This is a genomic window from Bacillus sp. LJBS06, from assembly GCF_016924995.1.
Taxonomy (GTDB): domain Bacteria; phylum Bacillota; class Bacilli; order Bacillales; family Bacillaceae; genus Bacillus; species Bacillus stercoris.
On record NZ_CP070483.1, the window covers coordinates 1,277,834 to 1,300,401 of the forward strand.

Sequence of the window (22,568 nt, forward strand, 5' to 3'; positions counted from 1 at the left end):
TGAAGAATAGGGTTTTGGCATATATGTGAAGGGATCATGATTGGCAAAGGAGTGAACGAGTGGTTATTAATGGGCTGACAATTGTACTTCTATCGCTTGCGGTCTTTCGGCTCGCCCGCCTGCTGGTGTTTGACACGATTATGGCGCCGCTTCGCAGTCTGTTTCATGAAGAGAAGGAGGAAAAGGATGCGGACGGGAACATTGAAACTTATATCGTGATTAAGGGAACTGGTGTCAGGGCGTTTATAGGTGAATTGCTGAGCTGCTATTGGTGCACAGGCGTATGGTGCGCCGGCTTTTTGATTTTATGCCAGGCGTTGATCCCGCAAGCAGCGCAGTGGCTGATTTTACTTTTGGCGATCGCGGGCCTTGCCGGCATCATAGAAACGCTTGTATCAAAATGGCTGCAGGAATGAGGCATTCCCACCAGCAACTTTCCGTCAGGATACGCATAAAGTAGCATATATGACATAAGGAAAGGAAGGGAGCAAAAATGAATCAATATAATAAACCTTCCCAAAAATCTCCATATACAGATTCGTCGTATCAATCAAAAAAGATAAAAAAGAAGGGCTGCGGGTGCGGAAATAAAAAGAAAAAGCCTCAATAGCCTGGCAAAGAAACCGGAGAACTCCGGTTTTTTGTTTTTTAACAGGGCGGCCGCAACCGGCATATATCATAAGCGGGGGGATCAAAGTGAATGAGTTTGAAAAATGGATAGAAGGAAGGTATGAACCGCACGAACAAAAGCAAAAAGAGCATGAAGACACGATGGGCAGCATCAGAAAAGACTTGGATGCATTTGATAAAGCAGGTCTGGAATTTGAAGATGAGATTGAAGCGTTGGCTGAAAAAACAGAGGCCTTACTTAAAAAACATCAAGCTCAATATGATCAATCGTAAATCCGCAAACGCCCTATGCGAATATCCAAGCCAATCCAAGCAGCTCACATAGTGTATAGAGAGTAAAGGAGGTGCTTATCTATGGGCTTTGGATACGGATTCGGTGGTGGTGGCTGCTGCGGCGGCTACGGTGGCTATGCCGGCGGTTACGGCGGCGGCTATGGTTCAACATTTGTTTTGTTGGTCGTATTATTCATTCTCCTCATCATCGTAGGTGCATCTTTCTTTTAAGATGTATTGAGGAAGTACGGGTTATAACCCGTACTTCCTTGCCTTGTGTTTATTTTTAAAAATGTTGGAAAAGCACATTGTATTATGTGCATTCATACAATACCGTATTACTCCGCCAAAAGGAGGCGCATTATGGATAATCAATTTTTTAAGAATATCGAAAAGAAAACAGGTGTGAAGATGCAGGATGTAATGAATCTTGCCGGATCACTCCAAAACGCTAATTTTAAAGATGAAAATACAGTGCGCAGTGTCATTAACCGCGTAGCGCAGCTGGCAAACAGACGCGTGCCAAAAGAATTAGAAGATAAAATCGTGGAATCTATTACAAGCGGAAAAGAAAAGCTTGATTTTGGCACGATTTCTAAAATGATGGATAATAAATAAGCAGATGGCCTGGCTGATTCACTGCAGCAGGCCTTTTTTTACGGTAAAAACCCGGCAGTAATCTGCCGGGCTGTTAATGATGCAAGGGCTGTCTTGCTTTTTGTAGCAGGGGATACAAAAATCTTGAGCGGTTGGCTGTTTTGCCGCGCCTGTTTGCGGGGCAAGACAAATATAAATGCTGTTTCGCCCGGGTCATCGCTACATATAAAAGGCGTCTTTCCTCCTCAAGAGCGGCCTCGTCTCCTTTTCTTGCCGTTTCTAATGAGAAATCGTGCGGAATTGAGCCGTCTACAGTGCCTAACACGTAGACTGTTTTGAATTCAAGGCCTTTTGACCGGTGAATGGTCATCAGCTGAACGCCATGTTCATCCGTTCTGTTTTTCTCAGCGGCCCTCATATGATCCACGTGGGCAAGAAAGTCAGGAATCGTTTTGAACTTCTTGGCGACGACCTTGATATCACGCAGGTCATCGGAGCCTTTTTCTAGCTTGTTGCCCTCATTGCCCCGTTTTTTTAGATACTCGGAGAAGCCCATTTTTCCTTCTGCAAAGGTGATGGCTTCTACAGGCTTCATCGTGCGCAGGCTTGCGAAAAACGGTACGATTTTCTTGATTTTGTCAAGCTGAAACGGCTTCAGATCAGGCAGTTTGGCCAGCGCTTGAATCATCGAGCAATCTTCGGTAATCGAGAGCGCCTTCAGCGTATTCACAGCGGACTGCTTTAAAAACAAGGCGGGAAGCAAGTGCTTAATCGCTTCAGTGTCATCCTCATTTTGGCTTGCATACAAGTAGGCGAGAATCTGACGGACGATCCGTCTGCTATAAAACGATTGGACGCCGCGGTCAGCTGTATACGGAATTGACGATTGATGAAGCCTTTCATATATAGCACGGCCTCCGCTGTTTGTGCGGTAAAGAACCGCAAAGTCCTCTGGACTGGCGCCGTTTTGAATTTTTTCTTTGATATCGGAAACGACCATTGTGGCTTCTTCCTCTTCGTCATAAGGATAAAAAAGCACAGGGACCTGAATGTCATCACGAGCGGCTTCAAGCGTTTTGGCATACCTGTTTTTGTTCTTTTTCACGACGATGTCAGCACTAGAGACGATCGGGTGTGTAGACCTGTAGTTCGCAGTTAAATAAATCGTCTTCGCTCCGGGATAGTCCTTTTGGAAATCAAGAATGAAAGATGGATTGCTGCCGCGAAACGCGTAGATGGACTGGTCATCGTCTCCGACACAGCACAGGTTTTGCTCTGGGCTGGCGAGCATTTGCATGATTTTGTATTGAACCGGATTAATGTCCTGAAACTCATCGATTAAGATATACGTAAACCGAGCTTGATATTGTTCCAGAAGGTCAGGACGCTCGATAAACAATTCATAGCAGGCTGAAGCCATGTCATCAAAATCAAATTGGCTATGTTCTTTTTTCTGGCGTTCATAATGTTCATATAAACGATAAACTTGTTTTTCCCACTCATCTTTTAGAGGGATGCGTTCATTTGGGACATAAGTGTTTTTCCAAAAACCGATCTGCTGCAGAGCTTGGTCAACTGGGAACTCTTTCTCATCGATGCCCTCCTCATAGAGTGCTTTTTTGATATATTGTTCTCGCTGCCACTCCATTTTCAGCAGATGCTCACCGTTCCATTTAGCAGAATCATAGTGATATAAGATTTTATAAAACAGACTGTGGAATGTTCCTGTGACAAGTCTTCTGACTTTTGCCGGCTGTAATCCGTACTGGTTCGCCATACGCTCTTTCATTTCAGCGACAGCTTTTGTTGTAAAGGTGACAAGCAGCATGTTTTCCGGCGGTATGCCCAAATGTTCGATCATGTGGGCGGCACGGGCTGTCAGCACCCGTGTTTTTCCGCTCCCCGCACCTGCAAGCACAAGCAGCGGGCCTTCTGTTTCCGTGACAGCTTTCAGCTGATCTGTGTTTAAACCGACAGACGGAAAAAGGCTCGTATCCGGTTCTATTGTTTTTGAAACAAATGGTGTTCCTGGTTTAATGCTTCTTGGACGGTGCCATTCCGTGACAGCTGGGGACGAGTCAGCGGCGATCGCTTTTCCCTTGGGCAAACGAATGACACCAGATTCCTGATCATCTTCTTTTTTTTCCTCTTTGGCGGGCTTCGGAGCACACGCCTCCTCACATGCCGGGAAATCGCCTGGCTGGCGATGGATAAACTCTGGCGGATCGGCGATGTTAAGCCGTAACAAAACGGGCTTTTCGCAATGAGAACAAAATAAATGTCCTTTTATTCCTTCTTCAAAGAGGAATTGATAATGTTCTCTCGAATATGTATGTAAATGTATAATTCGATCATTCAGTCGGGCGCATTTCAAAAAGGGGTCCTCCCAATCAAAAGGTGTTCATTACAGACAATGACTATCATATCAAAAGAAATGTGTTTCAAAAAGTAAGTTTAAGGGAAAAGAGACAGCAGAGGGGTGGGTATCGTATGATATATGCAGGTCACATTCAGAACCAGCAATACGCTCAATATGCTAATAGAACGATTGGACATAAGCAGGATTATGCCGGAACCGAAAAAATCAGCTATGTCCCGTTTCAGCGGGTATACAAAGAACTTGAAAAGCAGCAGGAGAATCAAACGGCTGCTGAAAGAAAAGTAAACGAGGCAAAACGTAAGCGCTCTCTTTATAAGAGATTGCGAGAAAAAGGAATGGGCACATATATTAATCGATATGTATAAAAAACCGTTCATACGAGAGAACGGTTTTTTATATGCGGAAAAATCCGGATCTTAATAGACCCGGATGCTGTTTAGTCTTTCATCATTTGTAAGTGGGGAATGCCGGCATCAAGGAATTCTTTCTCGGAAAGCACGCGATACCCGTGTTTCTTATAAAACGGCACGGCCTGTGTTTGCGCGTTTAAAATGAAACCGGAAGCGCCGCCGTCTGAAGCGGCTTTTTCGAGCGCCTTCATAATGATGCCGCCGACACCGGCTGAGCGGTGGCTTTTCAATACGCAAATGCGCTCTAACTTGCCGTAGCCGTCCTTCAAACGCCATCTTCCGGCGCCGACAGGCTTTTCGCCGTCATACACGACGATATGCTCCGACTCATTTTCAAGTTCGTCAATTTCTTCTTCAGCAGGCACGTTTTGTTCTTTGACAAAAACTTCTTCTCTTACATAAAAAGCATCTTTCATTTGTTCTTCATTTTTTGCGATCACTGCTTCCAAACATTATTCTCCTCTGCCTAACAAGAAGGTTTCGTAAACTGTCCACGATCCGTTTTCCAGCTGGTAAAGCAAGTGGAAACGGTCAACAATTTCTTCATGCGACACTTCCTGCATTTTTAATTGTCCCAGCACATCTGAATGCTCATCGTCGGAAAGATTTTGGCCGACCGTCACATGCGGAACGAAATTATATTCCTGTTCGCCGGCCAACACACCGGTGTAAAGCTTTTCATTGAGTGTTTTTAACTCTTCCGTCGGCTCTGCTTTAATATAAATGACATTATTGACAGGCGCAAATGAGCTGTATTTTGTCAATTTGAGAACGACTGGGTGGGACTCTTTTGCGATGTTTCTCAAATGCGATACGAGCTGATCCGCTTTCTCCTCCGCACATTCAAACGATGCTCTCAGCGTCAAATGTGGCGGGATCAGAGAGTAGCTTGGGTCATAGCGCTTTCTGTAAGAGTTTGCAAGGTCTTGGAGCTTTTTTGATGGAAATAAAACGATTCCGTATTTCATATTTTGTCCCTCCTGGAAATAAAGTATGATAGAGTGTTAAAGCATTTTTTTCAGCGCCGGGGTGATGAGTGGCTGCCAGTATGTCCATTTGTGGTCTCCGTCAAATGGCTCAAAATCATAATCGGAAAGCTTCTTCTCCAGCAGCTGTTTCAGCTCCTGATTCGGTTCTGTAAAGTCCAGAATGTTCCCGTCTGTCGTGTGGACGTCAGTTTCTTTTGTTCCGATTTGGTGATAAATAGAGAGGTGTTTGATATCGTCAGACTGTTTCACGGCTTCTAGTACGTGTTTGTCAACATAGGGAGACTGCATGATGATGTTGCCAAACATATTCGGATAATCAAGCGCTGTCATAAGTGACACGGTTGCTCCGAGCGAATCACCGATCAGCGTTCGGCCGTAACCGACCTGATAGGTTGGATACTCATCATCTGCAAAAGGAACGAGCTCATGGGCGATGAACCGTTTATACGCCGAAAATTTTGAACCCTCCGGATGGTAGGTGTTTCTGCGCTCTTTTACATCTTTATAAGGAACACCGATAATAATGCTCCGGTCTATTTCGTGTTTCGACAGCAATTCCTCGACCTGTCTGCCGATTCTCCCCAGCCTGAAATAATCGTGGCCGTCCTGCGCGATAATGACATGGTATTTATAAAGCGGGGAGTAGTTGGACGGCAAATAAACAAGTAAGGTCATTTCCTCGTTAAGCTCTTTTGAAAAGAATTTCTTTTCTTGCACTGTGCCGTTTTTCGGTGCCATAAAAACATTCCTCCAGGACATCACTATACTTTCTTGCATTTTCAATTATTGTACCATGAATTATTAGAAATTTCTCTCTTTAAACGGTTCGGCACACGAAGAAAAAAGTATTGAAATATACTGTGAATTGCGCTAATATAAAACAATCAGAAAATTGAAATCGATATTTCTTATCGTGAGAGGTGGAGGGACTGGCCCTTAGAAACCTCAGCAACCGGCTTGTTTTGCATGTGCAAAGCGCCAAGGTGCTAAATCCAGCAAGCGTTTTTTATGCTTGGAAGATAAGAAGAAGCGTTAAACCCCTTCTTCTTATGAAGAAGGGGTTTTTATTTTGAAAAGGGAAGGTGTCAGCTATATGTCACAGCACGTTGAAACGAAATTAGCCCAAATTGGGAACCGAAGCGACGAAGTCACGGGGACAGTGAGTGCTCCTATTTATTTATCAACAGCATACCGCCACAGAGGGATCGGAGAATCAACCGGATTTGATTATGTCCGCACAAAAAATCCGACACGCCAGCTTGTCGAGGACGCGATCGCCAGCTTAGAAAACGGAGCGAGAGGGCTTGCCTTCAGTTCAGGAATGGCTGCCATCCAAACGATTATGGCGCTGTTTAAAAGCGGAGATGAACTGATCGTTTCATCGGACTTATATGGCGGCACGTACCGTCTGTTTGAAAATGAATGGAAAAAATATGGATTGACCTTTCATTATGATGATTTTAGCGATGAGGACTGTTTACGCTCTAAGCTGACGCCGAATACAAAAGCGGTGTTTGTGGAAACGCCGACAAATCCGCTCATGCAGGAGGCGGACATTGAACGTATTGCCCGGATTACAAAGGAGCACGGTCTTCTGCTGATCGTAGATAATACATTTTATACACCGGTCTTGCAGCGTCCGCTTGAGCTGGGGGCAGACATTGTCATTCACAGCGCAACAAAGTATTTAGGCGGGCATAACGATCTGCTTGCGGGACTTGTCGTGGTAAAGGATGAGCAGCTCGGAGAGGAAATGTTTCAGCATCAAAATGCGATCGGCGCCGTTCTGCCGCCATTTGATTCGTGGCTTTTGATGAGAGGAATGAAGACGCTGAGCCTAAGAATGCGCCAGCATCAGGCAAACGCGCAGGAGCTTGCGGCGTTTTTGGAGGAGCAGGAAGAAATTTCAGATGTACTGTATCCCGGAAAAGGCGGCATGCTGTCCTTCCGTCTGCAAAAAGAAGAGTGGATCAACCCATTTTTAAAAGCGCTGAAGACCATTTGTTTTGCAGAAAGCCTCGGCGGGGTGGAAAGCTTCATTACATACCCTGCGACCCAGACGCACATGGATATTCCTGAAGAGATCCGTATCGCAAACGGGGTCTGCAATCGGTTGCTGCGCTTTTCTGTCGGAATTGAACATGCGGAAGATTTAAAAGAGGACCTAAAACAGGCATTATCTCAGGTCAAAGAGGGAGCTGTTTCATTTGAGTAATCACAATTGGACGCTGGAAACCCAGCTCGTGCACAATCCATTTAAAACAGACGGCGCAACCGGGGCGGTCAGTGTGCCGATTCAGCACGCCTCGACCTTTCATCAATCTTCATTTGAAGAATTCGGCGCATTTGATTACAGCCGCTCTGGCACGCCGACAAGAACAGCTCTTGAAGAAACAATTGCCGCACTGGAAGGCGGAACAAGGGGATTTGCTTTCAGTTCAGGCATGGCTGCCATCTCAACAGCGTTTTTACTGCTGTCACAGGGTGATCACGTTCTTGTGACAGAAGATGTATACGGCGGAACCTTCCGTATGGTGACAGAGGTGCTGACTCGGTTTGGCATTGAGCATACGTTTGTCGACATGACGGATCGTAATGAAGTGGCGCGGAATATCAAGCCGAACACAAAGGTCATTTATATGGAAACACCATCAAATCCGACACTTGGGATTACGGATATTAAAGCAGTTGTTCAGCTTGCAAAAGAAAACGGCTGCCTGACCTTTCTAGACAATACATTTATGACGCCGGCACTGCAGCGTCCGCTTGATCTCGGCGTGGATATTGTACTTCACAGCGCAACCAAGTTTTTAAGCGGACACAGCGATGTGCTCTCAGGTTTGGCTGCTGTCAAGGATGAAGAGCTTGGGAAGCAGCTATATAAGCTGCAAAACGCGTTCGGCGCCGTCCTTGGCGTTCAGGATTGCTGGCTTGTCCTGCGCGGATTAAAAACATTACAGGTTCGTTTAGAGAAAGCGAGCCAAACAGCCCAGCGGCTTGCGGAATTTTTCCAGAAGCATCCGGCGGTCAAGCGCGTGTATTATCCGGGGTTGTCTGATCATCCCGGCGCTGAAACCCATAAAAGCCAGTCGAAGGGAGCGGGCGCAGTGCTATCTTTTGAGCTTGAAAGCAAAGAGGCCGTTAAGAAATTAGTCGAGAATGTGTCACTTCCGGTCTTCGCTGTCAGCCTTGGCGCAGTGGAATCGATTTTGTCTTATCCGGCAACGATGTCTCACGCGGCAATGCCTAAGGAAGAGCGTGAAAAACGCGGCATTACTGATGGCCTGCTCCGTCTTAGTGTGGGAGTCGAACATGCAGACGATTTAGAGCACGATTTCGAACAAGCGCTGAAAGAAATTGCACCAGTGGCGGTTCGTTAAAAAGAAGCCGGTGGCTCGGCTTCTCAGATTGTAGACAAAGTCCTAAAACAGTTTCTGTTTTAGGATTTTGTCATCTTTTCAGCGTGATTGAAAACCTTTGAAGTCTAGGAAGGACGAGCATTGGAGCGGAGCGAATGATATAATTCGTGAGCACTAACGCGCAGGACTGACAACGAATGCGAGGGTTTGTCGACACGCTGAGAAGCCGGGGATGGCCCGGCTTCTTTTATTGTTCATCATCAGGAGTCAAAATCGCGAGGACTTGATGATCCTCCCAAACGCCATTAATTTTTGCGTTTTTTCGGGCGATGCCTTCTTTATGAAATCCCGCTTTTTCTAAAACACGCATGGACCCGAGATTACGGGGCATCACACCGGCTTCAATTCGATGAAGTCTCAATTCGCGGAACGCATAATCAACAACCAATCTGACTGCCTCTGTCATAATTCCCTTTCCATTATGGGCTTTGTCTAAAAAATACCCGATGAACGCAGTTTGCAGCGATCCGCGGAGGATCTGAAAGAGTGAAACCGTTCCGATTAATCTTTCGTTTGACATTGTAAATATGCCAAAATGATATTCTTCATCTTTCTCAAGTCTTTGCTGATACTCGGTTATTCGTTTTCTTTGCCCCTCAACCGTATAATAATCGTCTGCGCGTATCATAGAAAACTGTTCGAAGAAATCTCGATTTTCACTTTGCAGCCGCAGATTTTCTTCGGCATCCGTTACTTCTAAAGGTCTAACATAAATGGTTTTTCCTTTTAGCATACAGTGACCTCTCCGTTCTCATGTCAGATTCCTCTTACATTATTCTCAGGGAAATGCAAATATCCTTTTTATAAGGAAGAAAACCAATTTCCCATAAAAGTGCCAACATAGTTGCCGATTAAGTAGCCGAGCGTACCGACAAGCATGATCGGAGCGACAAGCTCCCGCCATCCCTTGGCAATTGCCATCGCAGCCGCAGTCGTCGGTCCCCCGACAGCAGCGTTGACGGCGAGCAGAATTTCTTCAAGCCGAACGCGGAACAATTTTCCGACAGCTAAGGAAACCGCTAAATTGCTGATCGCAATGATAAACACAAATAATAGAATAAGAGGCGCATTGGTAACGATTAAGCGCAGATCTGCAGGAATGCCAATCACCACAAAAAACAAATAAATCAAAAAGGTTCCAAGCTCTTGAGATCCATTGAGCCTTTCAAAAAAACGCGGGAAAAGAAAAATGATAAGAACAGTTAAAGACGTAAGCATTAGATACTGATCGCCAAGCGTTCCGGTCAAAAGAGGATGAGAAAAAACGCTTTTACAATAGCCGGAAACCTTCACACTAACCGCAACAAGCGCAAAAGCAGCGCCGGCATTATAAGCAATATCCTTTAAGGAGATACCCTTCCGTTTCCAATAGCTTTCAGCACTGTTTTTGCTGCTTCCATCGGCTTTCACTTTATCCTCAAACGGCATGGCATAATGCCGCTGAAACCATTTGAGTGCAGGAATGCTGATTAAAATAAAAAACAAAAGCGCCATCATAAAATTATCAGCCACAACGGTAGCTGACACATATTCACCAGGCGTCTCAAATTTTGCCGCCATCGCCGCAAAGTTGACCCCGCCGCCAATATAAGAGGCGCTGATCATACCGCTGATTTTATCGAGATAAGGAATATGCTGTTTGAGAAGAAAAAAAGCTAGAATGCTCCCAAGCACAGTGCCGACAGAGCTAATCAGAAAAATAAACAGCAAACGCCTGCTTTCCTTGAAAATCTGCCGCACATTGATCTGAAACAGCAAAAGAGGGATCGCCAACGGCACTACATAAGACCATACGGTATCATATACAGGTGACTCAACAGGAAGCAGTCCTACATTTGTAAACACCATAGCACCTGCAAGCGCGATAATAGCGCCCGACACAGCGGACGCCCACTTAAAGCGCTGCTCCAGCCCGATGCTCACTGCCGCCCACACCGCAATAAACCCCCACAATACCCAAACATCATCGGAAGAAATCAAAGAATGCAAAACCCCATCACCCCTGTTATTAGAAAATTTAGACATATTATAATAGCCGGGGAACAGAACAGCAAGTCCGAAAAAAAGTTTTTCTAAAAAAGCAGTTGACGAATAAAAGGGAAGGTTATATAATAGAACTTGTCAGAAAGACAACAACATACCCAGCAACACATACATATCATGATTCCGTAGCTCAGCTGGGAGAGCGCTACCTTGACAGGGTAGAGGTCGCTGGTTCGAGCCCAGTCGGAATCATAGCTTAAACCCTTGCATAGCAAGGGTTTTTTACTTTACTTTAATAAAGCCGGTTTATCAAATTCGCGAGCTGTTGGCAAACTGTTGGCGAACTTGATTTTTTGGCTTCGAAATTCATTGACCGTATCTCTTTTTAGGGTCAAAATTGTTGAATAGTTCAGCTGTCTCATCAGCTAATTTTTTTGTTACATGGCCATATCTATCGAATGTAGTTCGATAGCTGGCGTGTCCAACTCGTTCTTGAATCGCTCTATAATTTGCACCAGCTTCGATTAATAAAGTAACCATTGTATGACGCAACTCATGAAGTCGTATTTTTTTCAGTCCATACTTTTTAGTGAACTTGGACCATTTTGCAGTGGGGGTTGTGTAATAATAGGGCTTACCTTTCCCACTATGGAAAATGTATTGATGTTCTCCACCTTCCCAAGCATCACCTAATCTTAGTTTCTCTTTTTTCCACATTCTATAGTATTTCTCAAGCTCATCCATGTACCAATCAGGCATCTTTACAAAGCGCTTGGACTTTTTTGATTTAGGATCTTTGATAAGTGGTTTTCCATCAATTGTTTTTGGAATTGAACGATTTACATAAAAACCTCCTGCATCCCAATCAACATCTAAATGCCATTCAAAGGCTAATCCTTCTGCTCTTCTTAGACCGCCAATCATTGCACCCAAAAAGTACAATCTCCACATTATATCAATCTGATAAAGAGCTTCAATGCATTCTTTAGCTGCTTCTGAATCATAAAATTGCATTTCTTTGGTTTCAACAGAAGGGGGATCTAAATCTTCGGTTGGATCTACTTTGATTAGTTTCCATTGCTTAACAGCAACTTTGAACATTGCCTTTAGAACTTTGAATATGTCGTATCTGGTTGAACTTGATAAACCTCCTGGTTTTCCGTCTTTTCGAATTCCGTCTTTTTCAAGTGAATCCATAAAGTCAACAATATGCATTGTTTTGATCTGATCTAATCTCCTGTGACCGATCGCTGGAAGAATATAGTTTTTAATATGACTCTCATGCATTTCAGATGTTCTGTGGGCAAATTTCTTATATAAAATTCGTTCTTTATATTCGTTTGCAAAAGACTCGAAGGTTGTTTTTTCGGGCGATATATATTCACCAGACGTCACTTCCATTTCGAACATTAGGAGTTGCTGTGATAAATATTTTTCTCGCTTTCTAACGCTGTTTAGAATTTTTGGATCTTCAATTTTGATTGTTTTAGTCTTCCTATTGCGTTTGCCTTTTGAATCATAACCGTTCTCAACAACTAATAAAAATGATTTTTGACCTCTAGCCATCCAATGACCCATGATTAACACCTCACTAAATAAAGTTTCTCTGAAAACAGTTTTCTTTTGTACATTTCAAGCCGTTTAGCTGCAAAAGGGTATGTGACGTTAAAGGTATCCCCAATTAACTTTATAGCCTCCGATTGCATGCGCGGCAACGAAATCTTTTCGAGCATAAATGTCGGTACACAAAAGTGATACATGAAACTATTGGCTTGATATTCTTGAAGCTCTCTAAACATTCTGTTCATATTAAATTGATTTCCGGCATGTTTCAGCACGTGGGCGAGTTCGTGAACGAAGTCTTGCCATTGCTCTTGTGGGGAAGCTCGAATATCCAAAACCATGCTATAAAGCCCATTGATACAAAACATGCTGCTATTAGCTTTCTCATAATGAATCCATATCTTAAAAGCAGCGGCAATGCGTTCAAGATCTATATTTTCAGGCGTAAGCATATTTAATTTTGTATAAATCTTTTTTACTTCTTCTTCAAGATGCGATAACTGGATTGTCATAATAAACACCGACGTATGGGAATGTATGTTCTGTTTTTAGTGTGAAAGAAAAGCCCTTTGAAGGGCTCTTCGTTACGCTGCTGTTGTCTGAGATTTGTCTTTTCTAACGAGTCCCATGATACCAGGGATAATAAGAAGTACAGCAGGCAGTAAGTAGAACAAGAATATGCAGATTAATCCGCCAACACCAGAAATAATAAGTAAAACTCCACCTAGTTTAGGTTTGCTTTTGACAAGGATAGAGGCAACAATACCAAGAATTGATAGGAACACGGCGCCCCAACCTAATCCAATAATTTCACTTGTTCCAGTCGAATTAATAGAGGCATCAATTCCACCTACAAATAAAGCGATTATTGCTCCGAAAAAACCAAAAATACTCCCGATTAGACCTAAAACAAATTCAGTTGTTCTTTTCATTTCAAAATCTCCTTACTTAACTGGTACTGTGATTGATACTGCTTTGTTATGCATAAAGTCTTCAGTTATAACTTCACCAAAGTTCAATTTGATTTCTTTAACGCTATCAACGTCAATCTCTTTTCCTTCAGGAGCTGTGAATTCAAGAACTCCTTCTTGTTTAACGCCACCTTGAACTTCTCCGCCAACTTCTCCATCTGTTAAGAACATGTTTGCAGATAACTGCATGCTGCCAATAACTGCATTTCCTTGGTCAGGATAGAAAGTTAGGACCTTGTCGGTAGTATTTTCAATGTTTAGTCCAACGTTTATTTTGTCTTTCATGATCTTTACGTCGCCTAGGTTAACTTTCATTCCGAGAACTTCAGCAGATTGCTTACTCGCATCGACTTTTTTAGAACCGTCATCTTTAGTCTCTTCAGTTTTTTTGTCTTTTGAATCACTGCTACCAGTAGAGACATCATCCGTAGAGCTACATGCTGCTAGCGCAAGTGCCAGTCCGAAAGACATGAATAAAACGAACCACTTTTTCAACCTAATTCCCCCAGTTCATAAATTAGAATACCTATTAATAATCGGCTAAAACTGTCAAAAATTCAAGAGGATTTTGCCAAAAATGTTAATGGATTCATAAAATTAACGGGGGTAAGATGGTGAATTCACTTAGCGGATCACCTCAAAATTTGCGGTTGAAAGAGAATATAACCTCAAAGATCACCTCAAATTTTGAGGTTGAAATGGTTTCAACTGAATAGTTTACCTCAAATTTTGAGGTGAAGTGTTCAGCATTAATTAAACTAAACAAAACAATAATAATAAATAAAGAATAATGAACCCGTTATATCATTATTTGTATCATTTAGGTTAATCTTCATCTTTTGCACTTTTACGTCCTTTTGCTTTTTCCTTCTCTTTCAGGTACTCGATAAAATCAATAGCTTGCCTACGTGCTTCCTCTGAAAAGTCAGATGCATCTTTAAAAGCTATTTGCAAGTCTGGATCGCTGATGTTGTAAGAGGCCCCTGTTTCTTTGACGCTTGAACCACCTCTTGGATTGCCTAAAAGGAAGTCCAAAGTAACCTCAAAAAAATCAGCAATTTTTAGAAGCGTTTCGTAATCAGGTTGTCTTTTGCCTTGTTCATACATCCCAATCGTACTCTCGGCTAAACCCAATTTATTTCCTAATTCCTTTTGGGAGAGGTTTTTTTCTCGCCTCAATTTTTTTAGAGTCTCATTAAATCTCACAGTCATCACCTGTATTGATAATACCACACGAAACGTGTTTTTTATAAAAACACCACGAAAAGTGTTGACACCACAAATCGCGTGGTTTAATATAATAATCAAGAACACCACAAATCGTGTAGGAGGTGAATTGATTGGACAAAAAGCTTATTGGTCAAAGGCTTCTTAGTTTAAGAGCCGAAAAGTCCCGTAGCGAGGTAGCTGAAGCAGTTAAAATAAGCGTAAGTGCTTTGCAAATGTATGAAACTGGGCAGCGTATTCCACGGGATGAAATAAAAATTAAATTGGCTGATTATTATCAAAAAACTGTTCAACAAATTTTTTTTGATAATCAACACCACGAAATGCAGGGTAAGAAGATCACAGCATAGGAGGCATAGAAAATGACTCGCAACACAATGACCGTGCAGGAAGCTGCTGAATACCTCGGTGTTCATCATGACACGATTTACACAATGGTTCGTGAAAAAGAAATTCCTCACTTCCGAGTGCGCACACGTATTTTCTTCACTAAGCACAACATAGATGCGTGGATTGAAGCACAGGAACAAGCAAATATGAAACAAGCGCAATAGCAAAGGACCTACTGAACGAAAATTTCCGTTTAGTGAATGACAACTCTATTAAGGAGGTTCATGAATGAATCAATTACAAACGTTCAAGAATGATTTATTCGAAGTTGCTGCCAAGATTGAAAATGACCAAATCCTTTTTGATGCTGAAAGAGTTGCAAGATCATTAGGGATCGTACAAGAAAAGAACAACAAACAATATATCCGTTGGGAACGTGTGAATGAGTATTTACCACAGTCTTCCCCAGAAGTGGGGAAAGGTGATTTCATCCCTGAACCACTGGTGTACAAGCTAGCTTTTAAAGCATCTAATCAAGTTGCTGAGCAATTCCAAGACTGGTTAGCAATTGATGTTATCCCGACTATCAGAAAAACGGGCGGTTACGTAGCAAATGACGATTTATTCATCCAAACATATTTGCCGCAAGCTGATGAAAATACAAAGCTGCTTTTCAAAACTACTCTTCACACTATGAAAGAGCAAAGCAAGCAAATTGAAACCATGAAACCGAAAGTGATTTTCGCTGAGGCGGTTGAATCGTCCGAGTCCTCTGTGCTTGTTGGTGAATTAGCGAAAATCATCCAGCAAAACGGTGTAGATATCGGGCCAAACAAATTATTTCAATGGTTGCGTGACAATGGGTATCTGATTCGCAAAAAAGGTGAGTCATTTAATCTTCCAACTCAACGCAGTATGGATATGGGCCTGTTTGAAATCAAGAAAAGAACTGTAAGCAATCTTGACGGTTCTATTAGGACCACACGCACACCAAAGGTAACCGGTAAAGGTCAGATTTATTTTGTAAATAAATTCATGTCGTCTCAATCGGCTTAATCGCGCTTCACTCCACAACTTTGAGGAGTGAGGTACTAATCTCCACAATTTTGGGGAGATTGAAATAGTCATTTATGGCAAAGGGACAACCACCATCCCTTCATTAATTAAATTTTACCAGTAAATAACTTATATATCAGGAGGCAAACATATGGAGAACAACCCATACAATTTGCGGAATTTACCGCAGATTATGCGCAGAGCCCGAAAGGCGGCAGGTCTAGCACAATATCAAATCGGAATTTTAATCGGAGGAAAAGATCAGCGTTATGTCTCAGATGTTGAAAACGGTTTTAGCAGACTAACACCTGAGTTGTGCATTAAGTGGTTTGAAGCCTGCGAAGCCTATGAACACATTGATCTCGTACATTACCTGTTTAAGTTGCATCCGACAGCGGTTGCACCGATTGATCCTGCATTAAATGAAAGCGCAAGTGCTGCGGTAATAAATATGATTCATCAGCTTGAAGAAGCATTGCAGGCTACTAAGCAGTTGGCACGATGGTTGGCAAGTGATCGACCGGGCCGTTCAAATGATTTACCGATGGGAGATATCAAGCAGATCTTTGATCTGATACCAGCAAATAAAACACTGATCTACTCATTAGTTCGGAATCACGGACTGAATATGCAAGAGCTGGCTGACAGGTGGACACGTAAAGCATTAATGGATCAGGTTGCTATGTCAAAACAAGAGGAAAGGAAGGCGGTATTAGTATGAAAACCAATCAATTTTTAAAGACAGATGTAGATTCAGCTAAAAGAAAAATCGAATCAGCGGAAGAGCTCTCTATCATGCTTTCAGAAGCATTACGTGATGGTGATTATGAAGAGGCAATTAGTCTCGCGGGAAGCATCAAAGTTCTTACAGAGGATATCAGCCGACTGGCGAATAAAGGGCGGTTGTATGAAACAGCTATGAAAATGCAACAGCGCGGCATCAACTTGGCAGTGATAAGTAGGTGTTTGGGATGATGGTTCACTTTGTCCACAAACCTGCAACAGCGTTGGAGGTCAGAGCATGGTGTGAAAGAATCCGAAATCATAGCGAACTGCACTTGATTTGGGATGAACGCACAGCGAATTACAGAAAGGAGAATATGAATGATCGAAAATCCAATGATTCTAAACAACTGGCACGATAAGCTGACTGAGCCAGAAACACCAAAGGATTTTTTCGGGGATGAAGTTACCCCAGTCGATGATTATGTAATTGATTGCGGTGCGGTGATCTTGAGAGAGAACCTTGATCGTTATCTCAGGGAGCAGCTTGGCTTCAAATTTAAAAATGAGCAATAAAAAAGCCCACTCGGCAAAGTGGACTCGGTAAGGCGTTTAGACTGAAATATTTACTTAATTATACCAAAACGCCTCATAAAAATCAATGGAGGTTTTATACATGGCTAAATCAATAAAAGTGGCATTCAGCGAGCGTGCGGAGGATCAGCAACGTTTAAGACAGGTCGGCGGTTCAATTGTATTCGCCAAAAACGGTAAAGCTCAGTTTAGTTTCCCTTCAATGGATCACTATCGGGAATGGCAGCGGCTTGGAACAGAAGCGTACAAAAGAAAGGTGGCAGAAGCACAATGAATGGATTATCACAGGTAGATTACTCAGATTACATGCCGGCCTCTCAGCAGGCATCCAGCGTGACTACAGAAGCAATGGTAAGCCGGCAGGCGCAAGAAGTACAGGCGGCTATGGTTATTGCAAAGAAATTCCCGCGTGACGTTTATGCGGCGTTCGAACGCATCAGAAAAGCTTGTGAAAGACGATTGTTAGCTGAAAATGCTGTCTATGAATACCCACGCGGCGGAAGTAAAGTGTCAGGACCTTCAATTAGGTTGGCTGAAGCACTGGCACAGAATTGGGGCAACATTGATTACGGAATCATGGAGCTTGAGCAGAAAGCCGGAGAATCCTCTGTCATGGCCTACGCTTGGGACCTTGAAACAAACACAAGACAAACCAAAATTTTCACTGTGAAACATGAAAGAAAGGCAAAGGGGAAAATCACAAAACTAGATGATCCACGTGATATTTACGAAATGGTTGCCAATCAAGGAGCTCGACGTGTCCGGGCTTGTATTCTCGGTGTCATACCTGGTGACATTGTTGATGCTGCGGTTGATATGTGTCAAAAAACTTTGATTAGTGGATATAAAGAGCCTTTGGAAGATCGTCTCAGAAGCGCGCTGTCTCTCTTTAAAAAAGAGTTTGGTGTTACTAAGGAAATGATTCAGGAGTACATTGGTAGCAATTTAGATGCATTCACAGAGCAAGACTTTCTCAAAATAGGCCGCATTTATACAGCGCTTCGTGACGGTATGGCAAAGAAGGAAGATTACTTCAATGCCAAGGCTACAGGTGCAACAAAATCAAAGGCTGAGGAAGAGTTCAAAAAGCAAAAAGAGCAAGCCGACAAGCCTGCTGATAGCAAAGAAAAGGCGGGTGATCCTGCTAATGCGGATACCGGCGCTAAACAAGGAGAACTATTATTCTAACGAGATTGATAGATACTACATGTCGAACTCTCAATATAAAAGCTTTCTTCAATGTGAGGCAGCAACGATGGCAAAGATTAACGGAGAATGGACGCCCCCAACATCGGAGGCCCTTCTCTTCGGTCAATACGTTCATGCCTGGCTTGAAGGTGAACAGGCTTTTGATGAATTTAAGAAGAACACACCTTCACTATTTACTCAGAAAGGCCAACTGTACAAGCAGTATCAGTTAGCTGATTTGATGATTGAGGCAATTCAACATGATGATCTCTGTATGTTTGTTCTTCAAGGAGAAAAGGAAGTCATCGTAACTGCTGAATTGTTCGGTGTTCCGTGGAAAGGAAAGCTGGACGTATACAACCCAGCTGGCGGCCGTTTCTCCGATCTAAAAACAGCAAGGTCATTACGTGAAAAGGTTTGGGACCCGGAAATAGGATATTGCTCTTTTGTTGAGGCATACGGATACATCGCTCAGATGGCGCTTTACGCAGAAATTGAAAAACGGATGACTGGGCGTAACGAATGGCTTGAACCTCTGATCGTTGGAGTGTCTAAAGAAGACCCACCGGACAAAGCGGTTATCAATATAGACGAGGGCCGAATGGAAGTGGAGCTCGAAGAAATTGAAAAGAGAATGGAGCGCATTATTCAGGTTAAATACGGCGGGGAGAAGCCCTTACGGTGTGAAAAATGCAAGTATTGCCGTGCCACTAATCAACTCAACAGCATCATACATTTTTCGGAGCTGGTTAGTTAATGGAAAGGGCAGTGATCAAAGTCCCTATCCCTCATTGTTATGTCTGGCTTGTGAAGACGGTCCGACGAGATATGCGAAAAGACTTGTACGCCCGATATGTTACTGACTATCTCAAGAGAAATGAGCCTACTTTGAGATTAGTTGAAATAGACTTCAAAGCTTTGACAGCACTGTGTGAAAGGAAGTAGGTGAGCCATGAACTACCTGAAAGAAATGAACGGCTTCATGAATTGGTTGGAAACGAATCCGTTGTCTGCTACAACTCAAGCATTATGGTTTCATCTTTTGCACATCAACAACAAGGCAGGGTGGCGGGAGTGGTTCACCACTTCAAATACCACTTTGCAAGCAAAGATTGAGATTTCCGAAAATACGTTGATCAAACACCGAAAGATGCTGATTGATCTTAAAAGAATTGAATATAAGCCGCAGGGGAGGAAGGCAGGGCAATACAGGCTGATCTCTTTTGAAACGCCTGTATCGGAGCAGGAACCATCAGAAAAGCCTGTTCCTGAACTTGCACCAGCACCACAGGAAACGCAGGAGGTTGATCACAAAATGAAAAATGCTTTTGAGCTATTTGAAAATAAGGTCGCTCGTTCTATTGGTACCATTGAGGCGCAAAGAATCGGCTACATGGTGGATGATTACGGCGAAGAGAAGGTCATGGAAGCAATGAAATTGGCTTTCAGAAATAAAGGCAGCAATGTTGGCCTGAACTACATTGAGGCGATCCTGTCAAACCCGTTCAGCCAAAAGAGAAAGGAGAAACAACAATATGGCAATAAACAAAGCAGTCAGCATAGACACAGCGTTCCAAGCAATGATGAAGGGTCTTCAAGCAAGATCGCGTTCCTGGGAAACAGAACAGGCCGCATCAGAAGAAAAGGTTGAGTATGAGTGTTCCGAGTGCAAGGATCGCGGCGTTGTGATCTACCGCATCCACAAAGACACTGAGCTGCGGTTGAGAAAAGAACACAAGCCATTGGACAGCCTATCACTTGATGAAATGGTTCTTGAAGATGATTACCTTGCAGGAAAGGTTTGCACGCCGGATAAGGCTCGGGAATGGAAAACGACGTATTCCAAACAATGTGAGTGTGTGAAACAAAAGAAAATAGCGAAGCTCATGGCAGCCAGCGGCATTACAGAAAAGTTCGAAAAGCTGTTGTTTGGCAACTTCAAATTAGATGGCAAACCCCAAATGATTAAAGATGCCTATGAATGTGCGGTCGAATACTTCAAAGACTTTGAAAAGATCAAGGGAGAGCGTGCCAATAGCATTGCTCTGCTGGGACAGCCGGGCAGCGGCAAAACGCATCTGTTAACGGCCATCATGAACAATCTCATTAATAAGAAATCAACTCACTGCCTGTACTTCCCTTACGTTGAGGGCATGAGTGATCTGAAAAATGACTTTGACCAGCTGGAAACAAAGCTGAACGCCATGAGAAAAGCAGATGTGCTGTTCATTGATGACTTATTCAAGCCAGTTGACGGGAAGCCAAGGGCAACTGAATGGCAAGTCGAACAGATCCAGTCAGTTGTGAATTATCGCTACCTGAACCATAAACCTCTGCTGATCTCTTCTGAGCTCACAACGGACGATCTGCTGGACGTTGACGAGGCGCTGGGGTCACGGATTTATCAGATGTGCAAGTATTACACAGTGATCATTCAGGGCAACCGGATGGAATTAAACCATAGATTGGGTGATTGGGATTGAAGGAGAAAACGAACGTTATAGGATCCAAAGGAATGTATTTGTTCGGGCCTGCTGAACAAAAGGGCGGCAAGGACCTCACACCGGCTATCCGGGTGCTTGAGGAAAAGATCAGACAAATGGAGCTGATGCGAAGTGCTTAAAGCGGTGATCCTGTTGCCAGCAATCATACTCACGGCGCCAGCAAAAGAAAAGCAGATTCAGCAATGGGAAGAGAATGACGGGAGGTAAGGGAAATGAGGGAAATCAAGTTTCAGGCGTTCGTAATTAAACATAAATTAAGCAACTTGGGCCCTAATATGCATTGGGCAGGTATAGACAGTTACGAAGAAATTGTTGATGTTCATGACATTTCTTTTGATAACGGAAAAATAGATTACGTTACAGATAAAGATGGTGATGAGTATTCGTTTGCTGATAAAAGTTTGAAAGCAGTTCGGCGATACACCGGATTTAAGGACAAGAACGATCGAGAAATTTATGAGGGAGATATTGTGAAAGTCACTAACGGCGCGGAAGAGTTAGGCGGAGTTGATACCGGTATAGGAAAAGTTGAATGGTTAACTAAATGGGGATTTTGGAACGTTTCAAAAATAGAAAATGGCCTGGGCGATTTGCTTTTTAACGGTTATGTGGAAGTCATCGGCAACATTTATGAAGATCCTGAGCTTTTGGAGGCATCACATGCCAGCAAATAAGTACGGCGCAAGAAAAACACAGGTAGACGGCATCATGTTCCACAGCATCGCCGAAGCCAAATACTATGAACAGCTGAAATGGCTCAAGATGAGCAAGCAGATCAAAGATTTTAAGCTGCAGCCACGGTTCCTGCTGCAAGAAGCATTCAAAAAGAACGGCAAAACTTTTCGGAAGATTGAATATATTGCAGACTTCGAGGTTCATAATTTGGACGGCAGCATCGAGATCATTGACATCAAGGGCGTGGAAACAAAGGAATTTGCCATCAAACGCAAGCTGTATGAGCGGCTTTATGATACGCCACTCAAGGTGCTGGCTCTGGATAAGTCACTCGGCTTCATCGAGCTGGACGAGCTTAAAAAGCTGAAAAAACTCAAAAGAAAGGCGGGAAAGTCCACTGCTAAACGTGGTAATCGCAGACGATCGGCCGTTGTGGGTGCAGGAAGAAGATAAGCTCATGGCCTGTATGACACGTTGCTCTCAGTTTAAGGCATGCGCCAGCCGAATGGGTTCTGATTGCAAGAAGCTCGGCGGCACGGAAATTCCCAAAATCAATTCAGGAGGTAGATACTATGGAACAGCAAAGCACCAATCCTTACCTGCCAGGACCGGTTGAAGAATGGAAGATGACGCCGGAACAGCTGGCTGAATACTTGAAAAAACATCCGATCGTTTACCGGGAGGAATTGAAACCATCTCCAACATTCACAATGGCCCGATGGAAACCGGATCACTATTAAACACAAAAAAGCACCGAAGCGCGGGGCTCCGATGCTCTGATATGAACTGGTACTTCTATCATAGCACAGGGGGCGCTAAGAATGTACAACCCAAGAGAAATTAATTTAAACAAAGATACAACAATCGAACAGGCAATTGAGCCGGGCAAAATACAGATCATCGTTTTAGACGGGAGCCAGGGCACCGCACATGTCTTGGAAGCCCCGGAACATGGCAAAACAATCATTCAAACGGCAAAGGGCAGCTTTGCTCGAGTCGATCACGAAATAGGTTTCAAAATCAAATAGCAGGGGCTTTCCCCTGCGGGGGAGGAAC

34 protein-coding genes, 1 tRNA gene and 1 riboswitch are annotated in these 22,568 nt (G+C 43.4%); of the genes, 24 read left to right on the top strand and 11 right to left on the bottom strand.

Annotated features, from left to right (window positions below; genetic code table 11):
- The first annotated feature begins 59 nt into the window (after positions 1 to 59).
- The 4 genes from yjcA (at position 60) to spoVIF (ending at position 1,521) form a co-directional block, all read left to right on the top strand.
- Positions 60 to 416, top strand: a complete 357-nt coding sequence (gene yjcA / locus JQX68_RS06445) for a sporulation protein YjcA (protein WP_014476457.1) — start codon at positions 60 to 62, stop codon at positions 414 to 416.
- A gap of 280 nt (positions 417 to 696) precedes the next feature.
- On the top strand, positions 697 to 903 hold the full coding sequence (locus JQX68_RS06450; protein WP_103748907.1) for a hypothetical protein: 207 nt from the start codon (positions 697 to 699) through the stop codon (positions 901 to 903).
- 81 nt (positions 904 to 984) lie between these two features.
- A complete protein-coding gene (locus JQX68_RS06455) occupies positions 985 to 1,134 on the top strand; it encodes a YjcZ family sporulation protein (RefSeq protein ID WP_095432606.1) in 150 nt (49 codons plus the stop codon).
- 132 nt (positions 1,135 to 1,266) lie between these two features.
- Positions 1,267 to 1,521: a sporulation-specific transcription regulator SpoVIF gene (spoVIF, locus tag JQX68_RS06460; RefSeq protein ID WP_014479471.1), complete on the top strand. Its 255-nt coding sequence runs from the start codon at positions 1,267 to 1,269 to the stop codon at positions 1,519 to 1,521.
- A gap of 73 nt (positions 1,522 to 1,594) precedes the next feature.
- Here spoVIF and JQX68_RS06465 read toward each other — a convergent pair whose 3' ends face one another.
- Positions 1,595 to 3,874 carry an ATP-dependent helicase gene (locus JQX68_RS06465; protein WP_147771763.1) on the bottom strand — a complete coding sequence of 760 codons (2,280 nt, stop codon included), beginning with the start codon at positions 3,872 to 3,874 and terminating at the stop codon, positions 1,595 to 1,597.
- Positions 3,875 to 3,990: 116 nt separating this feature from the next.
- Here JQX68_RS06465 and JQX68_RS06470 point away from each other — a divergent pair, with 116 nt between their 5' ends.
- Complete coding sequence (locus JQX68_RS06470) at positions 3,991 to 4,245, top strand: hypothetical protein (protein ID WP_040083429.1); 255 nt, start codon at positions 3,991 to 3,993, stop codon at positions 4,243 to 4,245.
- Positions 4,246 to 4,316: 71 nt separating this feature from the next.
- Here the strand turns inward: JQX68_RS06470 and JQX68_RS06475 are convergent, their stop codons facing one another.
- Genes JQX68_RS06475 through JQX68_RS06485 form a run of 3 tightly spaced genes read right to left on the bottom strand, consistent with a single transcriptional unit; the run spans position 4,317 to position 6,017 of the window.
- Entirely contained in the window at positions 4,317 to 4,739 is a 423-nt protein-coding gene (locus tag JQX68_RS06475; RefSeq protein WP_147771764.1) for a GNAT family N-acetyltransferase, read from the bottom strand.
- 3 nt (positions 4,740 to 4,742) lie between these two features.
- Entirely contained in the window at positions 4,743 to 5,258 is a 516-nt protein-coding gene (locus JQX68_RS06480; RefSeq protein WP_014663564.1) for a YjcG family protein, read from the bottom strand.
- Between the two features lie 36 nt (positions 5,259 to 5,294).
- Positions 5,295 to 6,017, bottom strand: coding sequence for an esterase family protein (locus JQX68_RS06485; protein ID WP_014663565.1), 723 nt, complete (start codon positions 6,015 to 6,017; stop codon positions 5,295 to 5,297).
- Positions 6,018 to 6,184: 167 nt separating this feature from the next.
- A riboswitch (SAM riboswitch) is annotated at positions 6,185 to 6,305 on the top strand.
- 67 nt (positions 6,306 to 6,372) lie between these two features.
- On the opposite strand from JQX68_RS06485, the gene metI reads away from it, so the two are divergent.
- The gene (gene metI / locus JQX68_RS06490) at positions 6,373 to 7,494 is read left to right on the top strand and encodes a cystathionine gamma-synthase/O-acetylhomoserine thiolyase (RefSeq protein WP_147772422.1); all 1,122 of its coding nucleotides are present in this window, start codon (positions 6,373 to 6,375) and stop codon (positions 7,492 to 7,494) included.
- Positions 7,487 to 8,659, top strand: a complete 1,173-nt coding sequence (metC, locus tag JQX68_RS06495) for a cystathionine beta-lyase (protein ID WP_014663568.1) — start codon at positions 7,487 to 7,489, stop codon at positions 8,657 to 8,659. Before metI ends, metC begins: the two co-directional genes overlap by 8 nt.
- A gap of 226 nt (positions 8,660 to 8,885) precedes the next feature.
- Here the strand turns inward: metC and JQX68_RS06500 are convergent, their stop codons facing one another.
- Positions 8,886 to 9,431 carry a GNAT family N-acetyltransferase gene (locus JQX68_RS06500; protein ID WP_205440561.1) on the bottom strand — a complete coding sequence of 182 codons (546 nt, stop codon included), beginning with the start codon at positions 9,429 to 9,431 and terminating at the stop codon, positions 8,886 to 8,888.
- Between the two features lie 68 nt (positions 9,432 to 9,499).
- Positions 9,500 to 10,687 carry a DUF819 family protein gene (locus tag JQX68_RS06505; protein WP_205440562.1) on the bottom strand — a complete coding sequence of 396 codons (1,188 nt, stop codon included), beginning with the start codon at positions 10,685 to 10,687 and terminating at the stop codon, positions 9,500 to 9,502.
- 173 nt (positions 10,688 to 10,860) lie between these two features.
- Here JQX68_RS06505 and JQX68_RS06510 point away from each other — a divergent pair.
- Positions 10,861 to 10,933 (top strand) — tRNA-Val (locus tag JQX68_RS06510).
- Between the two features lie 114 nt (positions 10,934 to 11,047).
- On the opposite strand, the gene JQX68_RS06515 is transcribed toward JQX68_RS06510, so the two are convergent.
- The 5 genes from JQX68_RS06515 to JQX68_RS06535 form a co-directional block, all read right to left on the bottom strand.
- Positions 11,048 to 12,259 (bottom strand): tyrosine-type recombinase/integrase, encoded by a 1,212-nt coding sequence (locus JQX68_RS06515; protein WP_069703694.1) that lies wholly within the window; start codon positions 12,257 to 12,259, stop codon positions 11,048 to 11,050.
- A gap of 2 nt (positions 12,260 to 12,261) precedes the next feature.
- A complete protein-coding gene (locus JQX68_RS06520; protein WP_167568722.1) occupies positions 12,262 to 12,756 on the bottom strand; it encodes an ImmA/IrrE family metallo-endopeptidase in 495 nt (164 codons plus the stop codon).
- Positions 12,757 to 12,828: 72 nt separating this feature from the next.
- Complete coding sequence (locus JQX68_RS06525; protein WP_072565182.1) at positions 12,829 to 13,176, bottom strand: DUF4064 domain-containing protein; 348 nt, start codon at positions 13,174 to 13,176, stop codon at positions 12,829 to 12,831.
- 12 nt (positions 13,177 to 13,188) lie between these two features.
- Entirely contained in the window at positions 13,189 to 13,710 is a 522-nt protein-coding gene (locus JQX68_RS06530; protein WP_205440563.1) for a hypothetical protein, read from the bottom strand.
- A 330-nt stretch (positions 13,711 to 14,040) separates the two neighbouring features.
- On the bottom strand, positions 14,041 to 14,427 hold the full coding sequence (locus tag JQX68_RS06535; RefSeq protein WP_214287658.1) for a helix-turn-helix transcriptional regulator: 387 nt from the start codon (positions 14,425 to 14,427) through the stop codon (positions 14,041 to 14,043).
- Between the two features lie 128 nt (positions 14,428 to 14,555).
- On the opposite strand from JQX68_RS06535, the gene JQX68_RS06540 reads away from it, so the two are divergent.
- The 16 genes from JQX68_RS06540 to JQX68_RS06615 all read left to right on the top strand — a co-directional run bounded on the left by JQX68_RS06540 (position 14,556) and on the right by JQX68_RS06615 (position 22,540).
- A complete protein-coding gene (locus JQX68_RS06540) occupies positions 14,556 to 14,792 on the top strand; it encodes a helix-turn-helix transcriptional regulator (RefSeq protein ID WP_115997063.1) in 237 nt (78 codons plus the stop codon).
- Positions 14,793 to 14,804: 12 nt separating this feature from the next.
- Positions 14,805 to 14,996: a helix-turn-helix domain-containing protein gene (locus JQX68_RS06545; protein WP_010329848.1), complete on the top strand. Its 192-nt coding sequence runs from the start codon at positions 14,805 to 14,807 to the stop codon at positions 14,994 to 14,996.
- 64 nt (positions 14,997 to 15,060) lie between these two features.
- Complete coding sequence (locus tag JQX68_RS06550; protein ID WP_205440564.1) at positions 15,061 to 15,828, top strand: phage antirepressor KilAC domain-containing protein; 768 nt, start codon at positions 15,061 to 15,063, stop codon at positions 15,826 to 15,828.
- Between the two features lie 151 nt (positions 15,829 to 15,979).
- Positions 15,980 to 16,549 carry a helix-turn-helix domain-containing protein gene (locus tag JQX68_RS06555; protein WP_205440565.1) on the top strand — a complete coding sequence of 190 codons (570 nt, stop codon included), beginning with the start codon at positions 15,980 to 15,982 and terminating at the stop codon, positions 16,547 to 16,549.
- On the top strand, positions 16,546 to 16,803 hold the full coding sequence (locus JQX68_RS06560; protein WP_072565177.1) for a YqaH family protein: 258 nt from the start codon (positions 16,546 to 16,548) through the stop codon (positions 16,801 to 16,803). Before JQX68_RS06555 ends, JQX68_RS06560 begins: the two co-directional genes overlap by 4 nt.
- A 129-nt stretch (positions 16,804 to 16,932) precedes the next feature.
- Complete coding sequence (locus tag JQX68_RS06565) at positions 16,933 to 17,127, top strand: YqaI family protein (RefSeq protein ID WP_124072786.1); 195 nt, start codon at positions 16,933 to 16,935, stop codon at positions 17,125 to 17,127.
- A 100-nt stretch (positions 17,128 to 17,227) separates the two neighbouring features.
- Positions 17,228 to 17,419: a hypothetical protein gene (locus JQX68_RS06570; protein WP_114523722.1), complete on the top strand. Its 192-nt coding sequence runs from the start codon at positions 17,228 to 17,230 to the stop codon at positions 17,417 to 17,419.
- Complete coding sequence (locus JQX68_RS06575; protein WP_124072787.1) at positions 17,416 to 18,333, top strand: hypothetical protein; 918 nt, start codon at positions 17,416 to 17,418, stop codon at positions 18,331 to 18,333. Before JQX68_RS06570 ends, JQX68_RS06575 begins: the two co-directional genes overlap by 4 nt.
- Positions 18,293 to 19,090, top strand: a complete 798-nt coding sequence (locus JQX68_RS06580) for a PD-(D/E)XK nuclease-like domain-containing protein (RefSeq protein WP_289507956.1) — start codon at positions 18,293 to 18,295, stop codon at positions 19,088 to 19,090. Before JQX68_RS06575 ends, JQX68_RS06580 begins: the two co-directional genes overlap by 41 nt.
- 195 nt (positions 19,091 to 19,285) lie before the next feature.
- A complete protein-coding gene (locus tag JQX68_RS06585) occupies positions 19,286 to 19,984 on the top strand; it encodes a DnaD domain protein (RefSeq protein ID WP_205440566.1) in 699 nt (232 codons plus the stop codon).
- Positions 19,869 to 20,816, top strand: coding sequence for an ATP-binding protein (locus JQX68_RS06590; protein ID WP_205440567.1), 948 nt, complete (start codon positions 19,869 to 19,871; stop codon positions 20,814 to 20,816). Before JQX68_RS06585 ends, JQX68_RS06590 begins: the two co-directional genes overlap by 116 nt.
- A complete protein-coding gene (locus JQX68_RS06595) occupies positions 20,813 to 20,956 on the top strand; it encodes a hypothetical protein (RefSeq protein WP_043857000.1) in 144 nt (47 codons plus the stop codon). The genes JQX68_RS06590 and JQX68_RS06595 overlap by 4 nt, the downstream gene beginning before the upstream one ends.
- A gap of 93 nt (positions 20,957 to 21,049) precedes the next feature.
- Entirely contained in the window at positions 21,050 to 21,511 is a 462-nt protein-coding gene (locus JQX68_RS06600; protein ID WP_205440568.1) for a YopX family protein, read from the top strand.
- A complete protein-coding gene (locus JQX68_RS06605; protein WP_205440569.1) occupies positions 21,498 to 21,965 on the top strand; it encodes a DUF1064 domain-containing protein in 468 nt (155 codons plus the stop codon). The genes JQX68_RS06600 and JQX68_RS06605 overlap by 14 nt, the downstream gene beginning before the upstream one ends.
- A gap of 119 nt (positions 21,966 to 22,084) precedes the next feature.
- Complete coding sequence (locus JQX68_RS06610) at positions 22,085 to 22,252, top strand: hypothetical protein (protein WP_205440570.1); 168 nt, start codon at positions 22,085 to 22,087, stop codon at positions 22,250 to 22,252.
- 81 nt (positions 22,253 to 22,333) lie between these two features.
- Positions 22,334 to 22,540 (top strand): XtrA/YqaO family protein, encoded by a 207-nt coding sequence (locus JQX68_RS06615; protein WP_095252452.1) that lies wholly within the window; start codon positions 22,334 to 22,336, stop codon positions 22,538 to 22,540.
- Positions 22,541 to 22,568: the final 28 nt, after the last annotated feature.

What these genes read in the sequence shown, in the direction of transcription:
- JQX68_RS06455 (WP_095432606.1), top strand. Translation starts at nt 985, where the DNA reads ATGGGCTTTGGATACGGATTCGGTGGTGGTGGCTGCTGCGGCGGCTAC.
- spoVIF (WP_014479471.1), top strand. Translation starts at nt 1,267, where the DNA reads ATGGATAATCAATTTTTTAAGAATATCGAAAAGAAAACAGGTGTGAAG.
- JQX68_RS06470 (WP_040083429.1), top strand. Translation starts at nt 3,991, where the DNA reads ATGATATATGCAGGTCACATTCAGAACCAGCAATACGCTCAATATGCT.
- JQX68_RS06480 (WP_014663564.1), bottom strand. Translation starts at nt 5,258, where the DNA reads ATGAAATACGGAATCGTTTTATTTCCATCAAAAAAGCTCCAAGACCTT.
- JQX68_RS06485 (WP_014663565.1), bottom strand. Translation starts at nt 6,017, where the DNA reads ATGGCACCGAAAAACGGCACAGTGCAAGAAAAGAAATTCTTTTCAAAA.
- metI (WP_147772422.1), top strand. Translation starts at nt 6,373, where the DNA reads ATGTCACAGCACGTTGAAACGAAATTAGCCCAAATTGGGAACCGAAGC.
- JQX68_RS06500 (WP_205440561.1), bottom strand. Translation starts at nt 9,431, where the DNA reads ATGCTAAAAGGAAAAACCATTTATGTTAGACCTTTAGAAGTAACGGAT.
- JQX68_RS06515 (WP_069703694.1), bottom strand. Translation starts at nt 12,259, where the DNA reads ATGGGTCATTGGATGGCTAGAGGTCAAAAATCATTTTTATTAGTTGTT.
- JQX68_RS06520 (WP_167568722.1), bottom strand. Translation starts at nt 12,756, where the DNA reads ATGACAATCCAGTTATCGCATCTTGAAGAAGAAGTAAAAAAGATTTAT.
- JQX68_RS06525 (WP_072565182.1), bottom strand. Translation starts at nt 13,176, where the DNA reads ATGAAAAGAACAACTGAATTTGTTTTAGGTCTAATCGGGAGTATTTTT.
- JQX68_RS06535 (WP_214287658.1), bottom strand. Translation starts at nt 14,427, where the DNA reads ATGACTGTGAGATTTAATGAGACTCTAAAAAAATTGAGGCGAGAAAAA.
- JQX68_RS06545 (WP_010329848.1), top strand. Translation starts at nt 14,805, where the DNA reads ATGACTCGCAACACAATGACCGTGCAGGAAGCTGCTGAATACCTCGGT.
- JQX68_RS06550 (WP_205440564.1), top strand. Translation starts at nt 15,061, where the DNA reads ATGAATCAATTACAAACGTTCAAGAATGATTTATTCGAAGTTGCTGCC.
- JQX68_RS06555 (WP_205440565.1), top strand. Translation starts at nt 15,980, where the DNA reads ATGGAGAACAACCCATACAATTTGCGGAATTTACCGCAGATTATGCGC.
- JQX68_RS06560 (WP_072565177.1), top strand. Translation starts at nt 16,546, where the DNA reads ATGAAAACCAATCAATTTTTAAAGACAGATGTAGATTCAGCTAAAAGA.
- JQX68_RS06565 (WP_124072786.1), top strand. Translation starts at nt 16,933, where the DNA reads ATGATCGAAAATCCAATGATTCTAAACAACTGGCACGATAAGCTGACT.
- JQX68_RS06570 (WP_114523722.1), top strand. Translation starts at nt 17,228, where the DNA reads ATGGCTAAATCAATAAAAGTGGCATTCAGCGAGCGTGCGGAGGATCAG.
- JQX68_RS06575 (WP_124072787.1), top strand. Translation starts at nt 17,416, where the DNA reads ATGAATGGATTATCACAGGTAGATTACTCAGATTACATGCCGGCCTCT.
- JQX68_RS06580 (WP_289507956.1), top strand. Translation starts at nt 18,293, where the DNA reads ATGCGGATACCGGCGCTAAACAAGGAGAACTATTATTCTAACGAGATT.
- JQX68_RS06585 (WP_205440566.1), top strand. Translation starts at nt 19,286, where the DNA reads ATGAACTACCTGAAAGAAATGAACGGCTTCATGAATTGGTTGGAAACG.
- JQX68_RS06590 (WP_205440567.1), top strand. Translation starts at nt 19,869, where the DNA reads ATGGCAATAAACAAAGCAGTCAGCATAGACACAGCGTTCCAAGCAATG.
- JQX68_RS06600 (WP_205440568.1), top strand. Translation starts at nt 21,050, where the DNA reads ATGAGGGAAATCAAGTTTCAGGCGTTCGTAATTAAACATAAATTAAGC.
- JQX68_RS06605 (WP_205440569.1), top strand. Translation starts at nt 21,498, where the DNA reads ATGCCAGCAAATAAGTACGGCGCAAGAAAAACACAGGTAGACGGCATC.
- JQX68_RS06610 (WP_205440570.1), top strand. Translation starts at nt 22,085, where the DNA reads ATGGAACAGCAAAGCACCAATCCTTACCTGCCAGGACCGGTTGAAGAA.
- JQX68_RS06615 (WP_095252452.1), top strand. Translation starts at nt 22,334, where the DNA reads ATGTACAACCCAAGAGAAATTAATTTAAACAAAGATACAACAATCGAA.